A 21,941-nucleotide genomic window follows, 5' to 3' on the forward strand; every position below is an offset into this window, starting at 1 on the left:
TATAAATATATATATAACGAACTAATCGTTCAATTTCGCCACAGACTACGCGAAAAGTGAACTTTTGCTTTGATATACATCATTAACCCTTGAGCCTGAATCGTATTCTGTACTCTTTTGCGCTACCTTATTTCGATAGTTCGTCATAAGGAATAGTTATGCGCAATCGTACGTTTGCGGATTTAGACCGGGTGGTCGCCCTTGGCGGTGGGCACGGTCTGGGCAGGGTTATGTCATCCCTATCCTCTCTTGGTTCACGCTTAACCGGCATTGTTACCACAACCGATAATGGTGGTTCGACAGGTCGTATCAGGCGCTCTGAGGGAGGCATTGCCTGGGGCGATATGCGCAACTGTTTAAATCAGTTAATTACTGAACAAAGCGTTGCTTCTGCTATGTTTGAGTACCGTTTTGGCGGTAATGGCGAACTTTCCGGGCATAACCTCGGAAACTTGATGTTAAAGGCATTGGATCACCTGAGCGTGAGGCCTTTAGAAGCCATCAATTTAATTCGTAACCTGCTAAAAGTGGATGCATTTCTAATCCCGATGTCTGAACACCCCGTGGATTTGATGGCAACAGACGCAGATGGCCATTTTATTTACGGTGAAGTAAATATTGACCAGCTTTCTTCACCGCCCCAGGAGCTATCGCTGTACCCAAAAGCGCATGCTACCCGCGAAGCTGTTCAGGCTATCTCCGAAGCAGATCTTATTCTGATTGGGCCCGGTAGTTTTTACACAAGCTTAATGCCGATACTTTTGCTGGAAGATATGGATCAAGCATTGCGCAGGACTCCTGCTCCAGTAGTGTTTATCGGCAATCTGGGTAAAGAATTAAGTACCGCCGCCGCCAGCCTGTCGCTTGGGCAGACACTGGACATCATGGAACAGCGCGTTGGGAAACGTATTGTTGATGCGGTGGTGGTTGGCCCGCAGACCGACGTTTCTGAAATTAACGACCGTGTAGTCATTCAGGAGCCACTGGAAGCAGTTGATATTCGTTATCGCCACGACCGGCATCTACTACGCCAGGCATTGGAAAAAGCTATTCAACAACTCGGATAAGACAACGCCTTCTTCACGAAGGCGTTATTATTACGACGTTGCGATAAACAACTGCCGAAGCTGATGAAGCTGGTCACGGATCTGCGCGGCCTCTTCAAATTCCAGGTTTTGCGCGTGCTCCAGCATCTTCCCTTCCAACTGGTGAATTTTCTGCTGCAAAGCTTTTGGCGTCAGGATGATTTCATCATCTTCAATCACGCTGCGGGCTTTACTCTTCATTCGGCCTTTGGTTTTCGCCATGCCTTCACCAAGCTGAAGGATATCCACGACTTTTTTGTTCAGCCCTTGCGGCGTAATACCGTTTTCTTCGTTGTAACGCTGCTGTTTTTCACGGCGACGTTCAGTTTCACCGATAGCCTTAGCCATTGATGCTGTAATTTTGTCGCCGTACAGAATCGCTTTACCGTTGATATTACGTGCCGCACGGCCAATGGTCTGAATCAACGAACGTTCAGAACGCAGGAAGCCCTCTTTATCGGCATCCAGAATCGCGACCAGCGACACTTCAGGCATATCCAACCCCTCACGCAGCAAGTTGATACCCACCAGCACGTCGAACTCGCCAAGGCGCAAATCACGGATGATTTCCATACGCTCGACGGTGTCGATATCTGAGTGCAGATAACGCACCTTTTCGCCATGCTCTTCGAGGTATTCGGTTAGATCTTCTGCCATACGCTTGGTCAGTGTGGTGACCAGCACGCGTTCGTTAACTTCCACGCGCTTGCGAATTTCAGAAAGCAGGTCGTCAACCTGAGTGCCAACCGGGCGAACTTCGATAATTGGGTCCAGCAAACCTGTTGGCCTGACAACCTGGTCGACAACATCGCCGCCAGACTTTTCTAGCTCATAGTTGCTAGGCGTTGCCGAAACATAAATGGTTTGCGGTGCCAGCGCTTCAAACTCTTCAAATCTCAGCGGGCGGTTATCAAGTGCTGATGGCAAACGGAAGCCATACTCCACGAGTGTTTCTTTGCGCGAACGGTCACCTTTGTACATGCCGCCGATTTGCGGAATTGTCACGTGGGACTCGTCAACAATTAACAAACCATCTGCTGGCAAGTAATCGAAAAGCGTAGGAGGTGGCTCGCCAGGACCTCGCCCAGAGAGGAATCGCGAGTAGTTTTCTACCCCTGAGCAGTAACCCAATTCATTCATCATCTCTAAGTCGAACTGAGTACGTTGCGTCAGGCGCTGCTCTTCAAGTAGCTTATTGTTTGCCAAGAGAACTTTGCGGCGGTCTGCCAGCTCAACTTTGATCTCTTCCATGGCTTGCAGAATACGTTCACGCGGTGTGACGTAGTGCGATTTTGGGTAGACAGTGAAACGCTGGATAGCCTGGTCAATTTGCCCGGTCAGCGGATCAAACAGCGACAGCCGTTCGACCTCTTCATCGAACAGCTCAACGCGTAATGCGAGATCGTCTGATTCGGCCGGGAAGATATCAACCACTTCGCCGCGCACGCGGAAAGTACCACGCTGGAATGCCTGGTCGTTGCGGGTATATTGCAACTCAGTAAGGCGACGTATTATAGAGCGCTGATCGATGATCATCCCTTTGGTCAGGTGAAGCATCATCTTCAGATATAAATCCGGGTCGCCCAGACCGTAAATTGCCGACACAGACGCCACCACAATCACATCACGTCTTTCAAGCAACGCTTTGGTCGCCGACAAACGCATCTGCTCGATGTGCTCGTTAACCGAAGAGTCTTTCTCGATAAATGTATCGGAACTTGGGACGTAGGCTTCTGGCTGGTAGTAGTCGTAATAAGAGACGAAGAACTCCACCGCGTTATCCGGAAAGAACTCTTTCATCTCACCATACAACTGCGCAGCCAGCGTTTTGTTAGGAGCCAGCACCATAGTGGGGCGTTGTAAATCAGCAATCACATTTGCCACGGTAAAGGTTTTACCAGAGCCCGTCACACCCAATAAAGTCTGATGGGCAAGCCCGTCCTCCAGACCTTCTTTAAGGCGACGAATGGCCTCTGGCTGATCGCCAGAAGGTTTAAAAGCTGAATTTAATTTGAACGCTTTACTCATGAAGAGGCTACCTGATGAAGAAACGAGCGGGCCGGAGGATAATTTTACTCGGCACAGAAAATTTTGCCAGAAAATAATACTGGATGAAAAACCAGTTCCTCACTACCGCGTTTATGATACTTACCCCCTTTACCGTCTGGTTTGCCGGTAAAATACTCTACTCGCAGATATTTCAGCTGACCAAAATGGTTATCCCCAGATTTTTTTACCTTTTAACATTTGTCAAGCAGTGTCATAAAAGCGTAAGGAACATCTGTAGCGCTTTTATTGCAACGATTGATTTTATTCAACTAATTGATTTAAAAAAGTTATTTAAGAAAGTCTGGTTTCGCGCCAATTCATGCGCAACCCGCGCCCGCTCTCGCTTACCGCAAGTTTTCTAACTCTAATGCACATGGTTATCCACAGGAATAGTGGATAACTGCTCTCAGCCCTTTTGCAGCGCACACCGCAAAAAACCATAAATTCTCTGTGCCGGGGCCCAAAAATATTTTTCATCATTATTTTTACCCTTTTTGGACTTACCTGAGGCCAGCCATTTCTTATGATCCTGCTCACGAATTGCACATTTGTATAGAGCAGTGGTCTGATGTTGCACCAAACACATCAAAGACCAGGCACCGACAAAGTGCATTCTGATTTTCGAGTCGTAGAAGACTAAGGTTTATTCAACCATTTTCATGAGGCTTTTCTCAAAGTTGCATTGTTCTGGTCTTTAAACGGGTTAATGGCAAGGTAATTGCAAAGTTTGTAACTCTTGCTTCGTGTTGCACAAGCAGCCTGGGTCGTTAACCCTGCCAGAAGGAAAATGTCGATGTTGAGCCTGCGTGCTGTTAATCAGTTTTATGGTGAAAGCCATATCCTGTGGAATCTGGATCTTGAGCTGGTGCCTGGAGAGTGCACCTGTGTTCTTGGCGCACCAGGGATGGGGAAAACAACGCTGGTAAACTGTATTACTGGTTACTTGCCAGTACAAAGTGGCAGTATGACCTGGCTTGAAGCAGGCCATCCACCACAGGATCTTCTCACCCAACCTCTAGAAGGCCGAGTCGCTCTGGGAATGAGTTATGTCGCGCAGGACCGGCGAATATTCTCCCAACTAAGCGTAGAGGAAAACCTGCAAATAGCGCTATTGGCTGCCCGCGTGCGTTCCCGTAGCGTTCCAGGCATGATCTATGAACTGTTCCCTGAACTGTACAGCTTAAGGCACATGCGCGGTGGTGAGCTATCAAACGATCTTCAGCAGCAACTGGCATTGGCAAGAGCGCTGGTGACAGAACCAAAACTGTTGATTCTTGATGAACCCACTTTTGGCAGCGGACAACGTTTTATCAATGAGCTGGGCAATATTATCCGCCGTCTGAGCCGTGATTTTGGCCTGACAATATTGCTGGTAGAGCAACGCTTATCGTTCATTCGCCGCGTGGCGGACCGTTTCTGCTTGCTACACCGGGGTCGGAATGTTGCTCAGGGAAATGTCGCGCTTCTGGATGATAAGCTGGTATCCAGTTGGATAGATCCATGATGGTGCGCCAAACGACGGCATGAACAGCCTCTCAGGTTCTGCCGTCACAACTTACCAAGTTGCTTCTGCATATTTCTATCGAGACTGGCGAGCTCCCGTTGTAAGTTGCATTGCCGGGTTACAGCAGATAATTCCACCAATGGTAAAGGTACTTTTGAAATACCAGCTTCGCGCATCCAACGCAGCACCGGTTCCAAATGCCAGATAGCGGTTTTACCGTCGTGTATTGGTTGCGGAAAAGCCTCGCGGCTTACCATTACTTTGCGAATATACTGCCGGGAAAACCCAAGCAGCTCAGCAATATCTGTTAGCCCGACCAGATCTGGCATCACTTCAACCAACGCAGTACCTGGAATAATGCGTTTTACATCCTGAATCGCTGAAACAACGGCTAGTTTTGCATCCGATGCTTCGCGGATGAAATTCAGTGCAATTCGCCCTGTGACACCCACACCCACCAGCGCGTCATCGCAACCTTGCGCACCCAAAGCTTCAACCCATTGCTCCGGATTCTGGCCATTTTCTGGCAGGGTGAAAATCAACGTGAAGCTAAATTCTGACATATTCTGCTCCTTGAAAATTAATGTCTGATGGCAGGTGGCGAGCCTTGCTGGCTACAGTTATCGACGACACGACGTATCTGCCTTGCATGGTTATAAGCACTGCGCGGTGTGCTCCAGATGCAGCTAATGCAAAACTCACCGCAGCGGCAGGCTTTGTCGTTCCACGGACAATACATTTTCCCCCAACAATGTGCCCCACCCGGCCGCACTTGCCAGCCCTGACATTCGGCATAACTTAATGCTGCTTCAATATCCTTATTGGGGTGTATACGCCGCTTCATAAAACCTCCTGTTCATACTCGCAAATAAGTTGTCACATGACAACTTGAAATTGAAAAACAATTTACCTGCGAGGTATTTTTCTTCAAGGAGAAGATTTGAAAATTAGCGGTATCTGGAAGAGCGCCCGCAAGATTTATCGGGCGTTACAAAAATGAGCTGTGGATTTGCGAATTACTGTGAAAGAAGGGAGATATCCAGGTGACGGCCGAGCAAAGTTTCATCGTCGATATGCGGATAGAACGGGATCTCACCTAACATGGGGGCTTTTAAAACATCACGTAACGTTGCGAGATACTCAGCATGGCGCTTCCCGGTAGGTTGAACGTCATTAGCAATCCAGCCCGCAAGGCGCAGACCCGCATGTTGCACTGCATGCGCAGTTAACATGGCATGGTTGATACAGCCGAGTTTTACCCCCACAACCAAAATTACAGGCAACTGCTCTTGTATTGCCCAATCTGCAAAAGTTGTTGTTGCTGAAAGTGGTGTAAACCAGCCCCCCGCCCCTTCAACCTGTAACCAGTCGACCTGAGAAGCAAGCGCTTCAAGGCCTGCTGACATCTGCGAAAATTCGATGGGCTGCAATGCTTCCGCACTAACGATATGCGGCGATGTTGGCTCCAAAAACGCAAACGGGTTGACCTGCGCATAGCTTAATTTGACGTTACTGTTGCGCTGTAGGGCAAGCGCATCACCGTTACGAATACCCTGAACAGTCATTTCACTACCAGAGGCCACCGGCTTATATCCTGCAGTACGGTAACCCGCATCTCCTGCGGCCTGAAGCAAAGCACAGCTGGCAATGGTTTTACCCACTTCCGTATCCGTTCCGGTTACAAACCATTTTTTAATCACGTTCAATCACTCCACAAACGAGTTGCCAGGTCAGAGGGAATTGCCCCTGTTTCTGTGGCCAGGCGAGACTTAATTTTTGTAATTGTTGGCGGGTCATCAGCGATGCTTTACGTCCATCATGAAGATGTGTCGCACCAATGCCCTTTAGCGATTGCATGGCACTCAATACGCTATCGTAAGACTGGCTGATTTCATGAATTTCTAAACTGTAGCGCCACCCTTCGCACGCATCCTGAATCTGCTCAAATGTCATAAATCGGTTGGCATGAGACCGTTCATCTACCACCTGCCAGGCGGTATGCAGTTCGCAAAGTGAATCTGCCGCAAGCGTAGTAAATGCCAGGCAACCGCCCGCGCGAGTGACACGGTAAAGCTCACTTAAACCACTGCGCAAATCATTGCACCACTGCACCGCGAGGTTACTCCATGCAAGATCCACCTGCTGGTCGGCAAGGTTGATGGCTTCAATATCGCCTTCGAGATAGTTATCAGCTGAACCTTGAAGTGCAGCATGGTTCAGCATCGCGGGGGAGAGATCCAGCGCCGTAACATGGCAGCCTTTTTCACGCCAGGCGCGGCTATACCAACCCGTACCGCATCCAGCATCCAACACGTTGCTGATTTGACGGCCTTCAAGCATTCCCAGCAGCAAGTCTCCGCTGGTGCGTTGCAATTCGGCGTGGCTGTCGTAGGTGCTTGCAGCACGGCCAAATGCTGCGGCAATAGCCGCTTTATCAACGAGTCGCGTCATACAGCGCCTCCAAAAGCTTGTTGATGTCTTCGCTGGTGTGGCTTGCAGTAAACGTCACACGCAACCGCGCCGTACCAGGTGGCACGGTTGGGGGACGAATCGCTGTTAGCCAGAATCCGCGTTCGCGTAAGGTAGCGGCAAGATTCACCGCAGGCTGATTTTCCCCCACAATCAATGGCTGGATGGCAGTTTGTGAGGCCATTAATTGCAGCGGTAACTGTGCTGCTCCAGCGCGGAAATGGGCAATATTGGCATGTAATTGAGCACGCCGGGAGTCCTCACGGCGGATAACATTCAACGCTGCCGATAACGCACACGCCTGTGCAGGTGGCATAGAGGTGCTGTAAATAAGATGCCGGGCGGATTGCAGCAGATAATCAGCCATCGATTCACTACACAGAACTGCGGCCCCACTCGCACCAAATGCCTTGCCGAACGTTACGACCAGCAAGTCTGGTTTGACGTGTTGCTGATAGCAGCTACCCCGTCCTTCTTCACCTATCAAGCCAATACCATGGGCATCGTCAACCATCAACAAACCCCGTGCTTCCCGGGTAGCTTGCGCAATTCCAGCCAACGGAGCGGCATCTCCGTCCATACTGAAAATACCTTCGGTAATAACCAGTTGTTGACCATCAGTTTGCGAGGCCAACAGCGTTTGCAACGATGCGATATCGTTATGGGCAAAACGCCGTAACTGCGCTGGACTGTGCATTGCGGCTTCCAGAAGTGAAGCATGGCTAAGTTTATCGGCAACAATCCGGTCTGATTTTTCAGTCAGTGCAGCGATAAGCGCCTGGTTAGCCGCGAAACCTGAAATAAACAGTAATGCGCGCGGATAACCCAGCCAGTCAGCTAACTGCTGTTCAAATCGCTGATGGGCTTCGTGATACCCGGTGACATGCCCGGAACCACCACTCCCAATACCGTAAATCTCAGCACCCTGCTGCCAGGCATTAACCACTTCAGCATGGTGACTGATTCCCAGATAATCGTTACTGGAAAAATTTAGATAACGGATATCGTTTTGAACAAGGTAGCGCCCGCTACCTTGTTGGTTGGCCTGCCTGGTGCGAAAACTGTCGCTTTCGCGCCGCCTGGCAAGCGCATTATCGATGCGTTGCTGCCAGGTCATACAGCCGCCGCGTTGTAGTAATTCTCCGTATCCGCGTTGAGCAATTGATCGGTTAGTTGTTGCTGCTGCTCGTTGTCGCCTGCATGAGTGGTTGTTTGCTGCGGATTAAGCCCCAGCTTGCGGAACAGTTGCAGGTCTTTGTCTTCTTCCGGGTTTGGCGTAGTCAGTAGTTTGCAGCCATAGAAAATCGAGTTTGCGCCAGCCATGAAGCACATGGCCTGAGTCTGCTCACTCATCTGTTCGCGCCCGGCAGAAAGCCGTACGAAAGAGGTCGGCATCATGATACGCGCAACAGCAATAGTGCGAATAAAATCAAACGCATCGACATCTTCGTTATCTGCCATCGGGGTGCCTTTTACCTTCACCAGCATATTGATTGGCACGCTTTCTGGTGGGGTTGGTAAATTGGCCAGTTGCAGCAATAATCCCGCTCGGTCAGTGACAGTTTCGCCTAAACCGACAATGCCGCCAGAGCAGACTTTAATCCCGGCATCACGCACTTTATCGAGCGTATCAAGACGTTCCTGATAAGTACGCGTAGTGATGATATTGCCGTAGAATTCTGGCGAGGTGTCGAGGTTATGGTTGTAGTAATCAAGCCCTGCTGCCGCCAGGCGATGTGCCTGCGTATCGGTTAAGGTGCCGAGCGTCATACAGGTTTCAAGTCCCATTTCGCGCACGCCTTGCACCATTTGTTCAAGGTACGGCATATCGCGATCGTTCGGGTTTTTCCAGGCAGCGCCCATGCAGAAACGAGTAGAACCCGCATTTAACGCTTTACGTGCGGAGTCCAACACTTGCTCAACTTCCATCAAGCGCTCGGAAGCCAGCCCGGTTTTGTAGCGCGCACTTTGCGGGCAATATTTGCAGTCTTCCGGGCACGCCCCAGTTTTAATCGACAGCAGCGTACTGACCTGAACGTGGCGGGGATCGAAGTGCTGACGATGCACCGTTTGTGCTTCAAACATCAGTTCGAGGAAAGGTTTTTCAAATAAAGCAGTGACCTGCGACATTGACCAGCGTACGTGGTGAGCCATGGGGCATCTCCAAAAAGGGTGTTGTTAGCCATTGATTGACGTTATACTTGTAAACCTAAATCTTTTTCAAATGGTTTACAAGTCACCCTATGACCCCTGCTGATTTAGCGTTCGACCAACAACATATCTGGCACCCTTACACTTCCATGACTAAACCGTTACCGGTTTATCCGGTTGTGGCGGCAACAGGCTGCGAACTAAAACTTGCTGATGGTAAAGCCCTTGTTGACGGGATGTCGTCCTGGTGGGCGGCAATTCATGGCTACAATCACCCGCGCTTAAATCAGGCAATGAAAGACCAGATTGACCAGATGTCGCACGTCATGTTTGGCGGGATCACGCACGCACCCGCAGTGGCGCTGTGTCGTAAACTGGTCGCCATGACGCCGGAAAATCTCGAATGCGTATTTCTTGCAGACTCCGGTTCTGTCGCCGTAGAAGTCGCAATGAAAATGGCATTGCAGTACTGGCACGCCAAAGGCGAACCTCGCCAGCGCTTCCTCACTTTCCGCAACGGTTATCACGGCGATACTTTTGGTGCTATGTCGGTGTGCGATCCGGATAATTCAATGCACAGCCTGTGGCAAGGTTACCTGCCTGAACACCTGTTTGCTCCCGCGCCAAATTGCCGTTTTGACGATGAATGGGATGAGATGGACATCGTGCCATTCGCACGATTAATGGCTGCTCATCGCCAGGAAATTGCAGCAGTGATCCTTGAGCCGATTGTTCAGGGGGCTGGCGGTATGCGGTTCTATCACCCTGAATGGCTAAAGCGCATTCGCCGCATGTGCGACCGCGAAGGGATTTTGCTGATTGCCGATGAGATTGCGACCGGCTTTGGTCGTACAGGCAAGCTGTTTGCCTGTGAACACGCTGGAATTTCACCGGATATTATGTGCCTCGGCAAAGCGCTGACGGGCGGCACAATGACACTTTCTGCAACTCTCACCACTCGTCTGGTCGCAGAAACTATCAGCGATGGTGAGGCCGGATGCTTTATGCATGGCCCAACGTTTATGGGCAACCCACTGGCGTGTGCTGTTGCGACCGAAAGCCTTGCGTTGCTCGAAGAAGGCCACTGGCAGCAGCAAGTGCAGGCGCTGGAGGAGCAGTTGTCTGCAGGACTGAAACCGTTATTGGAATGTGAGCTAGTGGCAGATGTACGCGTGCTTGGCGCAATTGGCGTTGTCGAAACGCACAAGCCGGTGGATATGGCAGCACTTCAGGCGTTCTTTGTCGGGCAAGGTGTCTGGATTCGCCCGTTTGGCCGGCTGATTTACCTGATGCCGCCGTACGTTATCAGCCCTGAGCAACTGGATAAATTGATTCAAGCCGTGGCGTATGCGGTACAAAATCCGGCATTTTTCAGAAGCTGAGAGCCAGCAAGCCTTACGGGTATGCACTACACTTCGAGGATCTTTTCACGTCCCACACAGGGAGATTCAGATGAAAATCCTCATGGTTTTAACCTCGCACAATCAGCTCGGCAACACCGGCAAACCCACAGGCTTTTGGCTTGAGGAGTTTGCCGCGCCGTATTATGTCTTTCACGATGTCGGGTTGAAAATCACGCTAGCGTCACCAAAAGGCGGGCAGCCGCCGCTCGATCCCGTAAGCGACGAGCCGGACGCGCAAACCGACGATACCCGTCGTTTCCGTGGCGATGCTACCGCGCAAAAGTTATTAGCCAATACCGAAAAACTCGAGGGCATCAAGGCCGATGATTTTGACGCGGTGTTTTACCCAGGCGGCCACGGGCCGTTGTGGGATCTCGCGGAAGACACATACTCCATCAAACTGATTGAGCAATTTTGGGCCGCTGGCAAACCAGTTGCTGCGGTGTGCCATGCCCCCGGTGTTTTGCGCAAAGTGACAAAACCCGACGGCTCACCGTTGGTCAAAGGCAAAAGGGTCACCGGCTTTACCAATAGTGAAGAAGAAGCTGTGGGTTTAACCTCAGTGGTGCCCTTCCTGGTAGAAGATGAGCTGAAAAAAGCAGGTGGCTTGTTTGAGCGCACCAATGACTGGGGCGAGTATGCTGTAGTCGACGGGCACTTAGTTACCGGGCAAAACCCGGCATCTTCAGCGATTGCGGCTGAAGAACTGCTGAAGTTACTGAATCTCTAAGCGCGAGGAGTTGAGATGAAACTGGTCAGTCAGGATTTCAAAGATGGGGATAAACTCCCCTGGCGTCAGGTACTTAATGGAATGGGTTACGATGGCGATAATATTTCGCCTCATCTAGCGTGGGATGATGTTCCTACGGGAACCAAAAGCTTTGTCGTCACCAGCTACGATCCTGACGCACCAACCGGTTCTGGTTGGTGGCATTGGGTGGTAATCAATCTGCCAGCCAATACACGCGTCCTGCCGCAAGGTGCAGGTTCAGGCCTGTCTGAACTGCCAGAACCTGCCGTGGAGACCCTCACCGACTTTGGTAAACCGGGTTATGGTGGTGCAGCACCACCGAAAGGTGAAGTACACCGCTATATTTTCACAGTTCACGCGCTTGATGTTGAAAAGCTAGATGTGACGGAAAATGCATCCGGGGCAATGGTGGGCTACAACGTCCATTTCCATTCTTTAGGCAGCGCTTCAATCACCGCGAAGTTTAATTAACCCTATCTTTTTATACCCAAATAATTCGAGTTGCAGGTGAGCGGCAAGAGAAAGAGTCCCGATGAGCTTACTTGAGTAAGTGATTCGGGCGATTGAGCGTAGCCAACAACCCTGCAACTCGAAGAATGACGGGTATATGAAGCCGATTTGCACAATCGGCTTCCAGTTTCCCCCAACTTAGTATAAAAAAGCAGGCTTTCAGATCCCCTTTTAAATTTGCACTGCAAGGAGCAACCCTTGAACACCTTCTCTGTTTCTCGTCGGGCAGCTGTGCTCGCTTTTGCTGTGGCGCTATCGGCTTGTAGCTCTACACCGCCAGAAGATAAACCGTCCACGCAAGTGGCACCAGGCACCCAATCTCGTCCAGTTTTATCGTCCGATGAAGCCCAGAACTTTGTTCAGGCACGTTACTTCTCATCTAAAAATAAAAATGAAGCCCCTTGGGCTCCGTCATCTATTCGTATTCCGCAGCAGCCTGACTTTGTTGTTGGTGCAGCCGGTGGCGAAGGTGTGACCCACACGTCTGTCCAGGCTGCCGTTGATGCAGCCATCATGAAACATAGCAACACCCGTCAATACATCGCTATTCAGCCAGGTGAGTATGTCGGCACAGTTTATATTCCGGCCGCTTCTGGCAGCGTAACGCTGTACGGCACCACTGATAATGCAAGTGATGTGAAAATCACTATGCCATTGGATTCTGAAATCGACGCGAATACCTGGCGTCGTGCAGTTAACCCAGGTGGTAAATATATGCCGGGTAAACCAGCCTGGTACATGTTTGATAGCTGCCAGAACAAGCGTAATGCCACCGTAGGTATTATGTGTTCTGCTGCTGTCTGGTCGCAGAACAGCGGCTTGCAGATGCAAAACCTGACTATCGCTAACACTCTGGGTGACAGCGTAGATGCCGGTAATCATCAGGCTGTAGCACTGCGCACTGATGGCGATAAAGTACAGTTGAACAATGTTCACCTGCTGGGCCGCCAGAATACCTTCTTCGTCACTAACAGCGATGTGCAAAACCGCCTGTTAAATGACCGCCAGACACGCACATTAGTGACTAACAGTTACATTGAAGGTGATGTGGATATGGTTGCAGGTCGTGGTGCGGTGGTGTTCGAAAATACCGACTTCCGTCTGGTTAACAGCCGCACAAAAGAAGGCACCGTGTTTGCGCCAGCTACACTGCCGAATATTTATTACGGTTTTCTGGCCATCAACAGCCGCTTTACTGCAGCAGGCGATAACGTCGCGCAACTGGGCCGCGCCTGGGATGTTGAAGCAAGTGAAAATGGTTATACCGCAGGCCAGACCTCTAACGGTCAGGTTGTTATCCGTGACAGCGTGATTAACGAAGGTTTTAACGGTGCAAAACCTTGGGGCGATGCCGCTGGTTCTAAGCGTCCATTCGCTGGCAATATCGGTACTAAAGGCGAGAAAGGCGAAATCCAACGCGATTTGAATGATGCGAATGCTAACCGTCTATGGGAGTTCAACAACCGTGGCGTGGGTAGCCCGGTAGTTGCTGAGTAAAATTAAGCATCCGCGTAAAACAAAAACCTCGCCACGGCGAGGTTTTTTTATGTGTGATACCCAAAATAATTCGAGTTGCAGGACAAAAGGCTTCAGCCTTTTGAACAGCGCTTGCGCTGGCCCCAACGGGGGGAGGCTTTGCCGAGTAACGCGGCAATTGAGTGAGTCCCGATGAGCTTACACTAGTAAGTGATTATTCAGCCCATCCATGGGCCTCCCCCCTTCGGGGCGCTGTAAACAGCGTTCAAATCTGCTCCTGCAGATTTGTCGGGTGAGCGAGAGCAGCCAACATACCTGCAACTTGATGTATGACGGGTATTAATGAGCGTTTATTACAACCCACATCGGCCCTTGCCCTACTGCATAACGGCCTTTCTCTTCCAGTAAACCTTGTTCACCGGTAATTTGATAAACCGCGATGTGATGCGATTTCTGGCCTGCTGCAATCAGATATTTACCACTGTGATCAACATTGAAGCCACGCGGTTGCGTTTCAGTCGGCTGATAGCCTTCCACTGCAAGAACGCTACCATCTTCCGACACGCTAAATACCGTGATGATGCTGGCAGTACGGTCGCAGGTGTAGAGATGGCGACCATCAGGAGTAATGTGGATATCGGCGCCCCAGCGAGTATCTGAGAAGCCCGGAGGCATCATGTCCAGCGTCTGCACGCATTCAATTTTGCCGTTAGCATTTTTCAGTTCCCAGACATCAACAGAACCATTGAGCTCGTTCACGCAGTAACCGTATTGTTGATTCGGGTGGAACGCCATGTGGCGCGGGCCTGCGCCCTCAACGGTGGTGACTTCTGCCGGGGTCTGCGCCACCAGATGGCCATCGTCAGACAGGGTAAACTGACAAATGCGATCTTGTTTCAGTGCCGGAACCCAAAGTGTGCGGTTATCCGGGGTGATATTGGCTGAGTGGCAACCTTCCAGCCCTTCCACCACATCAACAACCTCACCTGGCAGGCCATCGTTGGCAAGACTAACAACGCTTACGCTGCCTGAATTATAAGAAGCGCTGAACAGGTAGCGGCCCTGGTGGTCGGTAGAAATGTGCGTTGGGCTGCCAGGAATGGCAGTGACACCCGCCTCGGTGAGCGAGCCGTCATCAGGCGTAATACGATAGGCGATAACGCGAAACTCAGGGCGCACACCCACATACAGGTAACGTTTGTCAGGGCTGATAACCATTGGCTGAACCTGGCCTGGGACATCAACGACCTGCACAAGCGTAAGCTCACCACTTGGGTTAAGCTGCCAGACGTGAATTTGCTGGCTTTCCGGGCTGGCGGTATAGACTGTTTGTTTCATGGAATCTCTCTCCTCCCAACGTATTGAGTTATTGTCACAAGGGTAGTGCGTGTTGCCATTTTGAACAACGCGGCAAGCGGTGTAACATCGGCACAGGCCTTATGATTCTGAATTTGACTGGAACCCTAAATGACTTATCGCGTAATCGCCCTTGATCTTGACGGTACATTGCTGACACCGCAAAAAACCATTCTTCCTGAATCACTGACAGCTTTACAACGCGCACGTGACGCTGGCGTGAAAGTTGTCATCGTGACGGGCCGTCATCACGTTGCCATCCATCCTTTTTATCAGGCACTGACCCTGGATACACCTGCAATTTGCTGTAATGGCACTTATTTGTATGATTATCATGCGAAAAAGGTTCTTGAGTCCGATCCTTTACAACCGCAGCAGGCCAATCAGTTAATTGACTTACTGGATGCCCACAACGTTCATGGGCTGATGTATGTCGATGACGCCATGCTGTATCAAGAGCCTACCGGCCACGTTTTGCGTGCTGAAAACTGGGCAAAATCTTTGCCTGAATCGCAACGTCCTGTGTTCCGCCATGTGAATTCACTGCGTGAAGCGGCTTATGACGTTGATGCAATCTGGAAATTTGCTCTTACCGATGAAGACACGGTGAAACTGCAAAACTTTACCCAGGTCGTTGAGCAGCAGCTTGGACTGACGTGCGAATGGTCATGGCATGATCAAGTCGATGTGGCGCAAAACGGTAACAGTAAAGGTAATCGCCTGGCAAAATGGGTTGAATCACAAGGTTTATCAATGAGCCAGGTGATGGCATTTGGTGACAACTTTAACGACCTGAGCATGCTGGAAAGCGCAGGTCTGGGTGTGGCGATGGGTAATGCTGATGACGCGATTAAAGCACGCGCGGATTTGGTGATTGGTACTAACCTGGAAACAGGCATTGCCGAGACGATTTATAAGCATTTGATTTAGTTTTATGAAAATGGTGGATGACGCTTTCGCTTATCCACCCTACAAAAATCACGCGGTTATCGAAACGCTCTTAATTTGCGCGTACAACCACTGGCCCGGCTTAATCATTAACTCATCCCGCGCCCACGGGCTAATTCGCGCCCAAAGTGTTCTTGAACCCACTTCCAACTGCACTTCAACCTGCCCTTCATCGTCGTAGCACTGTGCAACCCTGGCACGTAACACGTTACGAATACTGCTGTTGACCGGCGGCTGGAGAATCAATGAAACATCTGACGCCTGAATGCGAATACGCAATGTTGACTGCAATGGGCTTTCCAGTTTATTCACCCATAAATGCTGGTCGCCCAGCGCCAACGCGGTCATCGCGTAATGCGGATGATGTTCTAACACAGTCACTTTCAGCACGCTGCTTTGCTGCTCTTTTGGCAACCATGGGTGCATAACGCTGCTACCCCATACCTCCTCCAGATTGCCAAACGCTTTCACTTCACCGCCATCGAGCACCAGCACTTTATCCGCCAGATGTAGGATCTCTTCCAGCGAATGGCTGACATATAGCATCGGAATGTTAATTTCACGCGCCAGACGTTGCAGATACGGTAGCAATTCCCGCTTACGGGGGATATCCAACGAGGCGAGCGGTTCATCGAGCAGCAGCAACTCTGGCGACGTCAGCAGAGCACGGCCAATCGCTACACGCTGTTTTTCCCCACCAGACAAACTCCAGGGAAAGCGCTCAAGTAAAGGTTCAATACCCAGTAAAGCGACTAACTTATCAAACTGCCCGGCAGCGGATCGCGGCATACCGTATTTTAGATTACCGCGCACACGGTAGTGCGGGAACAGGCGTGCATCCTGAAACACATAACCGATACGGCGTTTTTCAGGAGCCAGGAAATGCTTGTTTTCAGCATCGCTCAATACGCGATCGTTCAGTACAATTCGTCCTTGCTGCGGATGCGTCAGGCCACTTATCGCGTTAATCAGCGAGGTCTTTCCTGCACCTGAAACGCCAAATACTGCAGTAATCCCCTGCCCCGGCAAGGTTTCGTTGATCGCCAGGCGATGGTCGCCCAACGTCTGAACAAAATTTAGCTCCAGCATTAAAGTGCCCCTATCCGTTTACGGCTCTGGCGCGCTAACCATTCGGCCACCAGCAAAGACACTAGCGCCAGCACGATAGAAATCACGCACAATCGCGCGGCTGCATTTTCGCCACCAGGGGTTTGAATCAGGGTATACATTGCCGAAGGAATGGTACGGGTTTCACCTGGAATATTGGAAACGAAGGTAATAGTGGCACCGAATTCACCGAGCGAACGCGCAAAAGCCAGCACCGTTCCGGCAATAATGCCAGGTAAAGTCAGAGGGAGCGTAATGGTGCAGAACACTCGCCAGCGCCCGGCACCTAATGTGCGCGCAGCCTGCTCGAGTTTCATATCCACACCTTCGAGCGCAAGGCGAATCGCTCGCACCATCAACGGGAACGACATTACCGCCGCGGCAAGCACCGCACCACGCCAACTAAACGCGAAGGTGATACCGAAAATATCGTAAATCCAGGCGCCAATCACGCCGCGTCGACCCATCGCAATTAGCAATAAGTAACCAACGACTACGGGGGGGAGAACTAATGGGAGATGGATAATACTGTCGAGCAAAGCTTTACCCGGGAACCGGCATCGCACCAGCACCCAGGCAAAGAAGATCCCAAAAGGAAGGCTAAATAGCACCGCAAGGGTGGAGACTTTCAGGCTCAGCAGTACCGCCTGCCATTCGGGATCGGTCAATATCATTTGATAGTCGTAAATCCGTAACGTTGGAAGATAGCGCCCGCTTCCGGTCCTTTCAGATAGGTGTAAAACGCGCTAACTGTTGGGTTGTCGTGGCCTTTTACAATGGCAATTGGGTATTCCACTTTCTTGTGGGAATCTTCCGGGAAAGTGCCCACTACTTTCACGCCTTTGCTGGCAACCGCATCAGAACCATAGACGATACCAAGTGGTGCTTCATCACGTTCAACCAGAGCCAGTGCGCCACGAACATCTTCTGCCGGAGCTAATTTTGGCGATAGGGTATCCCACGCGCCTAACTTTTGCAGCGCTTCTTTAGCGTAAATGCCAGCAGGAACATGGTCAGGATCGCCAACAGCAAGACGGCCACCGTTGAGTAATGAAGCCCAATCGGTTTTTGCATTAATGGCCACATCACCAATTTTACTGGCTTTCGGTGCAACGACCACAAGGCTGTTGCCGAGCAGCGTTTCGCGGGTGTCAGTTTTGATAGCATCTTTGCTTACTGCGTAATCCATCCATTTCTGGTCAGCAGAAATGAATAAATCAGCAGGAGCACCCGCTTCAATCTGGCGCGCAAGCGTTGAAGATGATGCGAAAGAAGATGCGATTTCAACAGTCTTGCCTTTCTGGTATTGCGTAGCAATATCCTGCATCGCGTTAGTTAAGGATGCTGCGGCGAAAACGGTAATTTTGCTGTTATCGGCAAATGCCTGCCCTGCCATTGTGACGCTCAATGCGGCACCTAATGCCAGACGTACCCATTGCTTAGCCATTTGTTACTCCACTTGGTTTCGTTATGTATCGCATAATATAACGATACTGAGCAGGAATTTACAGAACTTATCGGCATGAAATTCGGAAACTTGATCATTGCAGCCAGGAAAGATGAGAAAGTGTTATTAATAAGCCTAAAAAAAATAAAAACACTTCATTAATCACCCCCACAAATACTTAGACGCAATATCCATACATTAAATAAATAAATGTATAAAAGATATTCAATAATAAATTAAAAATATAGAGATCAACTCTATAAAACACAAAAAACAGAATGTAACTTCATGTTTATATTGATATATTGCAAAACCATCAATTAACTCTTAATTGTAAAAAATGTCCGCACAAAAAATCCCACTTGAGCAAGATGTATTACAGGCATCTCTTGAACGTATTAACTGGTGTTTTGATAATTTCAGTCGTATTTGTCTATCATTTTCTGGCGGCAAAGATTCGACTGTAATGTTCCACTTAACCGCCATGATGGCCAGGCAATTGCAGCGAAAAATCAGCATATTATTTGTGGATTGGGAGGCGCAGTTCAGTCACACCATTACCCTCATCGAAAAAATGCGTGAGCAGTATAAAGATGTAGTGGAAAACTTTTATTGGGTCGCCCTTCCTCTGACTACACCGAACGCGGTATCACAGTTTCAGCCAGAATGGGTGTGCTGGGAAGAAGGCGCCAACTGGGTTCGCAAGCCTCCGGATGATGCGATAACCGATATCAACTTTTTCCCATTCTATCGCGCGGCAATGAGCTTTGAAGATTTTGTCATCGGATTTTCTGAGTGGTATTCCGAATCACGCCCGGCAGCAGTGATGATTGGAATTCGTGCTGATGAGTCTTTCAACCGTTTTCTTAGTATCGCCTCCACCAAGAAATTACGTTTTTCCGATGACACTCCCTGGACTACTGCGACGCCAAAAGGGCATGCCTACAATGTCTATCCCCTGTATGACTGGAAGACCGCAGATATCTGGACATGGTTTGCCCAGTCGGGCGAAACCTGCAACGAACTCTACTCTCTGATGTATCAGGCTGGGGTATCAATGCGCCATATGCGTGTTTGCGAACCGTTTGGCCAGGATCAGCGGCAAGGCTTGTGGCTTTACCACGTGCTGGAACCCGACAGATGGGCCTTAATGTGCGAGCGTGTCAGCGGAGCAAATAGTGGCTGTATTTATGCATCAGGAAGCGGTGATTTCTATGCTCGCCGCCAGATTAATAAGCCTATTCATCTCACCTGGCGTGAGTACGCGCTTGCATTACTCGAGAGCATGCCTGAGCCCACCTCCGAACATTATCGCAATAAAATTGCCGTTTATTTGCGCTGGTATCAGCAACGTGACTACCCCATAGATATTCCCGACTCACAAGATAGTGATACAGGAAGCAAAGACATTCCTTCCTGGCGCCGTATATGCAAGGTGTTGTTAAACAACGACTATTGGTGCCGAACCCTATCTTTTAGCCCAAATAAATCAGCTAATTACAAGCGTTACCACCAACGAATACAGGAGAAGCGTCAGCAATGGAAAGTAATCTGAATGTTGAAGAGATTAGTGCATCCATACGAAACCTTTTGAGCACATTAACTCAGGCACAGTGTATCGAAGCAATTAATCACGTGAGGTCTACTCTGCATGAATTCAGCCCTTTCAAAAATGAGCCTGTTGATTGTGTGCTGTGGATGAAAACCGGGCAGTTAATTTCCAATGACTATAACCCTAATAATGTGGCAACTGCGGAGAAATCACTGTTAAAAACCTCATTGATTCAGGATGGTTTTACTCATCCGATTGTTGCGACCCAAGAGCCCCGCACCAACAATTTCATGATTATTGATGGCTTTCATCGCTTTGAATTAAGCAGGAAAAAAGGTGAACTTAACGACAGGCTGCATGGCTATGTTCCTGTCGTTCTGATGCCGCAAGCCAGTAATGACAAAAGCCGCCGGATGGCAGCAACCATCCGTCATAACCGGGCGCGAGGCCGCCATCAAATAAATGCCATGGCGGAAATTGTTCGTGAACTTTCCAATTTGGGTTGGGATGATAAGAAAATCAGTCATGAACTGGGAATGGATGCCGACGAAGTGCTGCGGCTCAAACAAGTTTGCGGCTTGTTCGAATTGTTCGGCAACCGAAAGTTCTCTAAGGCCTGGACCGTTAAATAGCCAGTCTTAAAGTAAAAATATGGTCGCCAACCCCAGAAATATAAAGAAACCGCCGGTGTCGGTGATAGCGGTAATCAACACGCTTGAACCGACAGCCGGGTCTTTGCCCAGACGCATCATGATCATCGGGATCAGCACGCCCATCAGCGATGCCACCAGCAGATTGAGTACCATCGCAAGCGTCATCACGCCGCCCAACGCCATGTCGTCGTAGAGCAGCCATGTCACGCCCCCCATTACACCGCCCCAGATAATCCCGTTAAATAAGGCAACGCCCAGTTCACGCAACACTAAAAAGGAGAAGTTCCCCGGCTGGATATGTTGCAGCGCCAGCGCCCGCACAATCATGGTGATTGTTTGGTTGCCGGTGTTGCCGCCAATCCCGGCCACAATCGGCATTAACGACGCCAAAGCCACCAGTTGCGAGATGGTATGTTCAAACAGGCCAATCACGCGCGAGGCGACAAAGGCGGTGCATAAATTCAACGCCAGCCACGCCCAACGAGCTTTCACCGCTTTGCTGACCGGGGCGAACACATCTTCTTCGGCGCTCAAACCACCCATACGGCGCAAATCGTTGTCGGTTTCTTCGTAAACCACATCAACGATCTCATCAATCGTCAGGCGGCCAATCAGTTTGCCGCTGCTATCGATGACCGCCGCACTGACTAAGTCATCACGTTCAAAGGTACGTGCTGCAACTTCGTCGTTGTCTTCCGGAGCAAAGCAGGTTGGATTGTCGTCCATGACTTCCAGCACCCGCGTTTGCGGCGCGTGTAGCAAAATGGAAGTCAAACCGAGTTCGCCGATCAGCGTTTTATCGCGTGTGGTAACGAACACTTTATCGGTGTTTTGCGGCACTTTACCGCGCAAACGCAGGAAACGTTGCACCACCGCCAGCGTGACATCCGCCCGCACGGTGATGACCTCGAAATCCATAATCGCGCCGACGCTGTGCTTTTCGTAATGCAGCACTTGTCTTACGCGAGCGCGTTGTTCCTGCGGCATGCTCGCCAGCAAACGCCCCATCAAGTCGCGAGGCAGATATTGCGCAAGGTAAATTTGGTCGTCTATATCCAACGGGCGAATGATATTGAGCAGCGCTTTATCGCTCATCCCTTCAATCAGGTCATCCCAAACAGTTTCCGAGGCTTCAATTAATATCTTGCCGCGCTGATCGTCTTTGATCAGTCGCCATAACGCATGGCGCTCTTCCGTCGGTAGAGCTTCCAGGACGTCAGCAAGATCGGCTGCGGGCAGTCTTGCCACAAGCGTGGCTACCTCTGAAATATCCTGTTCGGAAGTATGGGCATCAGGTTGCGGCAACCTGCCCAGAATGCCTGTGGAAACGGCTTTATTGGTTAATAGAATTTGGAGGATGCGGGCTCGGTCTTGCGCACGTTGTTTAGTACTGTACTTTGGAGTGACAGACATCTGGCAGTTTTCCCTGAGAACGACGAGCTAAGTTATAGCCTGTCGGGCCGAAGATAACCAGATTTTG

21 protein-coding genes are annotated in these 21,941 nt (G+C 50.2%); 9 read left to right on the forward strand and 12 right to left on the reverse strand.

The genetic code is table 11. The features are described 5' to 3' along the window. Nucleotides 1–158: 158 nt before the first annotated feature. Nucleotides 159–1,067 (forward strand): uridine diphosphate-N-acetylglucosamine-binding protein YvcK, encoded by a 909-nt coding sequence (gene yvcK / locus GC128_RS01570; RefSeq protein WP_151992810.1) that lies wholly within the window; start codon nt 159–161, stop codon nt 1,065–1,067. A 30-nt stretch (nt 1,068–1,097) separates the two neighbouring features. Here yvcK and uvrB read toward each other — a convergent pair whose 3' ends face one another. Then, entirely contained in the window at nt 1,098–3,113 is a 2,016-nt protein-coding gene (gene uvrB, locus GC128_RS01575) for an excinuclease ABC subunit UvrB (RefSeq protein WP_151992811.1), read from the reverse strand. Between the two features lie 814 nt (nt 3,114–3,927). On the opposite strand from uvrB, the gene GC128_RS01580 reads away from it, so the two are divergent. Continuing rightward, a complete protein-coding gene (locus tag GC128_RS01580) occupies nt 3,928–4,638 on the forward strand; it encodes an ABC transporter ATP-binding protein (protein WP_151992812.1) in 711 nt (236 codons plus the stop codon). A 44-nt stretch (nt 4,639–4,682) separates the two neighbouring features. On the opposite strand, the gene GC128_RS01585 is transcribed toward GC128_RS01580, so the two are convergent. The 6 genes from GC128_RS01585 to bioB form a co-directional block, all read right to left on the reverse strand. Next, entirely contained in the window at nt 4,683–5,201 is a 519-nt protein-coding gene (locus GC128_RS01585) for a helix-turn-helix transcriptional regulator (protein WP_151992813.1), read from the reverse strand. 17 nt (nt 5,202–5,218) lie between these two features. After that, nucleotides 5,219–5,482 carry a hypothetical protein gene (locus GC128_RS01590; protein WP_151992814.1) on the reverse strand — a complete coding sequence of 88 codons (264 nt, stop codon included), beginning with the start codon at nt 5,480–5,482 and terminating at the stop codon, nt 5,219–5,221. 172 nt (nt 5,483–5,654) lie between these two features. Further along, nucleotides 5,655–6,338, reverse strand: coding sequence for a dethiobiotin synthase (gene bioD, locus GC128_RS01595; protein ID WP_151992815.1), 684 nt, complete (start codon nt 6,336–6,338; stop codon nt 5,655–5,657). Then, nucleotides 6,331–7,089 (reverse strand): malonyl-ACP O-methyltransferase BioC, encoded by a 759-nt coding sequence (bioC, locus tag GC128_RS01600; RefSeq protein ID WP_151992816.1) that lies wholly within the window; start codon nt 7,087–7,089, stop codon nt 6,331–6,333. Before bioC ends, bioD begins: the two co-directional genes overlap by 8 nt. Then, nucleotides 7,073–8,224: an 8-amino-7-oxononanoate synthase gene (gene bioF, locus GC128_RS01605; protein ID WP_151992817.1), complete on the reverse strand. Its 1,152-nt coding sequence runs from the start codon at nt 8,222–8,224 to the stop codon at nt 7,073–7,075. Before bioF ends, bioC begins: the two co-directional genes overlap by 17 nt. Beyond that, nucleotides 8,221–9,261: a biotin synthase BioB gene (gene bioB / locus GC128_RS01610; protein WP_151992818.1), complete on the reverse strand. Its 1,041-nt coding sequence runs from the start codon at nt 9,259–9,261 to the stop codon at nt 8,221–8,223. Before bioB ends, bioF begins: the two co-directional genes overlap by 4 nt. Before the next feature lie 89 nt (nt 9,262–9,350). On the opposite strand from bioB, the gene bioA reads away from it, so the two are divergent. From bioA to GC128_RS01630, 4 genes are all read left to right on the forward strand, one after another. After that, nucleotides 9,351–10,640, forward strand: coding sequence for an adenosylmethionine--8-amino-7-oxononanoate transaminase (bioA, locus tag GC128_RS01615; protein WP_151992819.1), 1,290 nt, complete (start codon nt 9,351–9,353; stop codon nt 10,638–10,640). A gap of 70 nt (nt 10,641–10,710) precedes the next feature. Then, nucleotides 10,711–11,391: a type 1 glutamine amidotransferase domain-containing protein gene (locus GC128_RS01620; RefSeq protein WP_151992820.1), complete on the forward strand. Its 681-nt coding sequence runs from the start codon at nt 10,711–10,713 to the stop codon at nt 11,389–11,391. 15 nt (nt 11,392–11,406) lie between these two features. Further along, nucleotides 11,407–11,883: a kinase inhibitor gene (locus GC128_RS01625; RefSeq protein ID WP_151992821.1), complete on the forward strand. Its 477-nt coding sequence runs from the start codon at nt 11,407–11,409 to the stop codon at nt 11,881–11,883. 237 nt (nt 11,884–12,120) lie between these two features. Continuing rightward, nucleotides 12,121–13,419, forward strand: a complete 1,299-nt coding sequence (locus GC128_RS01630; protein WP_151992822.1) for a putative acyl-CoA thioester hydrolase — start codon at nt 12,121–12,123, stop codon at nt 13,417–13,419. 318 nt (nt 13,420–13,737) lie between these two features. Here the strand turns inward: GC128_RS01630 and pgl are convergent, their stop codons facing one another. Further along, nucleotides 13,738–14,736, reverse strand: coding sequence for a 6-phosphogluconolactonase (pgl, locus tag GC128_RS01635; RefSeq protein ID WP_193216205.1), 999 nt, complete (start codon nt 14,734–14,736; stop codon nt 13,738–13,740). 129 nt (nt 14,737–14,865) lie between these two features. Between pgl and GC128_RS01640 the strand changes: the two genes are divergently transcribed. After that, nucleotides 14,866–15,684, forward strand: a complete 819-nt coding sequence (locus GC128_RS01640; protein WP_151992824.1) for a pyridoxal phosphatase — start codon at nt 14,866–14,868, stop codon at nt 15,682–15,684. A gap of 48 nt (nt 15,685–15,732) precedes the next feature. Here the strand turns inward: GC128_RS01640 and modC are convergent, their stop codons facing one another. The 3 genes from modC to modA are packed head-to-tail and all read right to left on the reverse strand — an operon-like array spanning nt 15,733 to nt 18,256. Next, nucleotides 15,733–16,791: a molybdenum ABC transporter ATP-binding protein ModC gene (gene modC, locus GC128_RS01645; RefSeq protein ID WP_151992825.1), complete on the reverse strand. Its 1,059-nt coding sequence runs from the start codon at nt 16,789–16,791 to the stop codon at nt 15,733–15,735. Next, on the reverse strand, nt 16,791–17,483 hold the full coding sequence (gene modB / locus GC128_RS01650; RefSeq protein WP_151992826.1) for a molybdate ABC transporter permease subunit: 693 nt from the start codon (nt 17,481–17,483) through the stop codon (nt 16,791–16,793). The genes modC and modB overlap by 1 nt, the downstream gene beginning before the upstream one ends. Further along, complete coding sequence (modA, locus tag GC128_RS01655; protein ID WP_151992827.1) at nt 17,480–18,256, reverse strand: molybdate ABC transporter substrate-binding protein; 777 nt, start codon at nt 18,254–18,256, stop codon at nt 17,480–17,482. Before modA ends, modB begins: the two co-directional genes overlap by 4 nt. A gap of 340 nt (nt 18,257–18,596) precedes the next feature. Here modA and GC128_RS01660 point away from each other — a divergent pair, with 340 nt between their 5' ends. Both GC128_RS01660 and GC128_RS01665 read left to right on the forward strand, forming a co-directional pair. Continuing rightward, nucleotides 18,597–19,811, forward strand: a complete 1,215-nt coding sequence (locus GC128_RS01660; protein WP_151992828.1) for a phosphoadenosine phosphosulfate reductase — start codon at nt 18,597–18,599, stop codon at nt 19,809–19,811. Further along, complete coding sequence (locus GC128_RS01665; protein ID WP_151992829.1) at nt 19,796–20,440, forward strand: IbrB-like domain-containing protein; 645 nt, start codon at nt 19,796–19,798, stop codon at nt 20,438–20,440. The genes GC128_RS01660 and GC128_RS01665 overlap by 16 nt, the downstream gene beginning before the upstream one ends. A 6-nt stretch (nt 20,441–20,446) precedes the next feature. Here GC128_RS01665 and mgtE read toward each other — a convergent pair whose 3' ends face one another. Then, a complete protein-coding gene (mgtE, locus tag GC128_RS01670) occupies nt 20,447–21,874 on the reverse strand; it encodes a magnesium transporter (protein ID WP_151992830.1) in 1,428 nt (475 codons plus the stop codon). Between the last annotated feature and the right edge of the window lie 67 nt (nt 21,875–21,941).

This window comes from Buttiauxella massiliensis (assembly GCF_902500225.1).
Classification (GTDB): Bacteria; Pseudomonadota; Gammaproteobacteria; order Enterobacterales; family Enterobacteriaceae; genus Buttiauxella; species Buttiauxella massiliensis.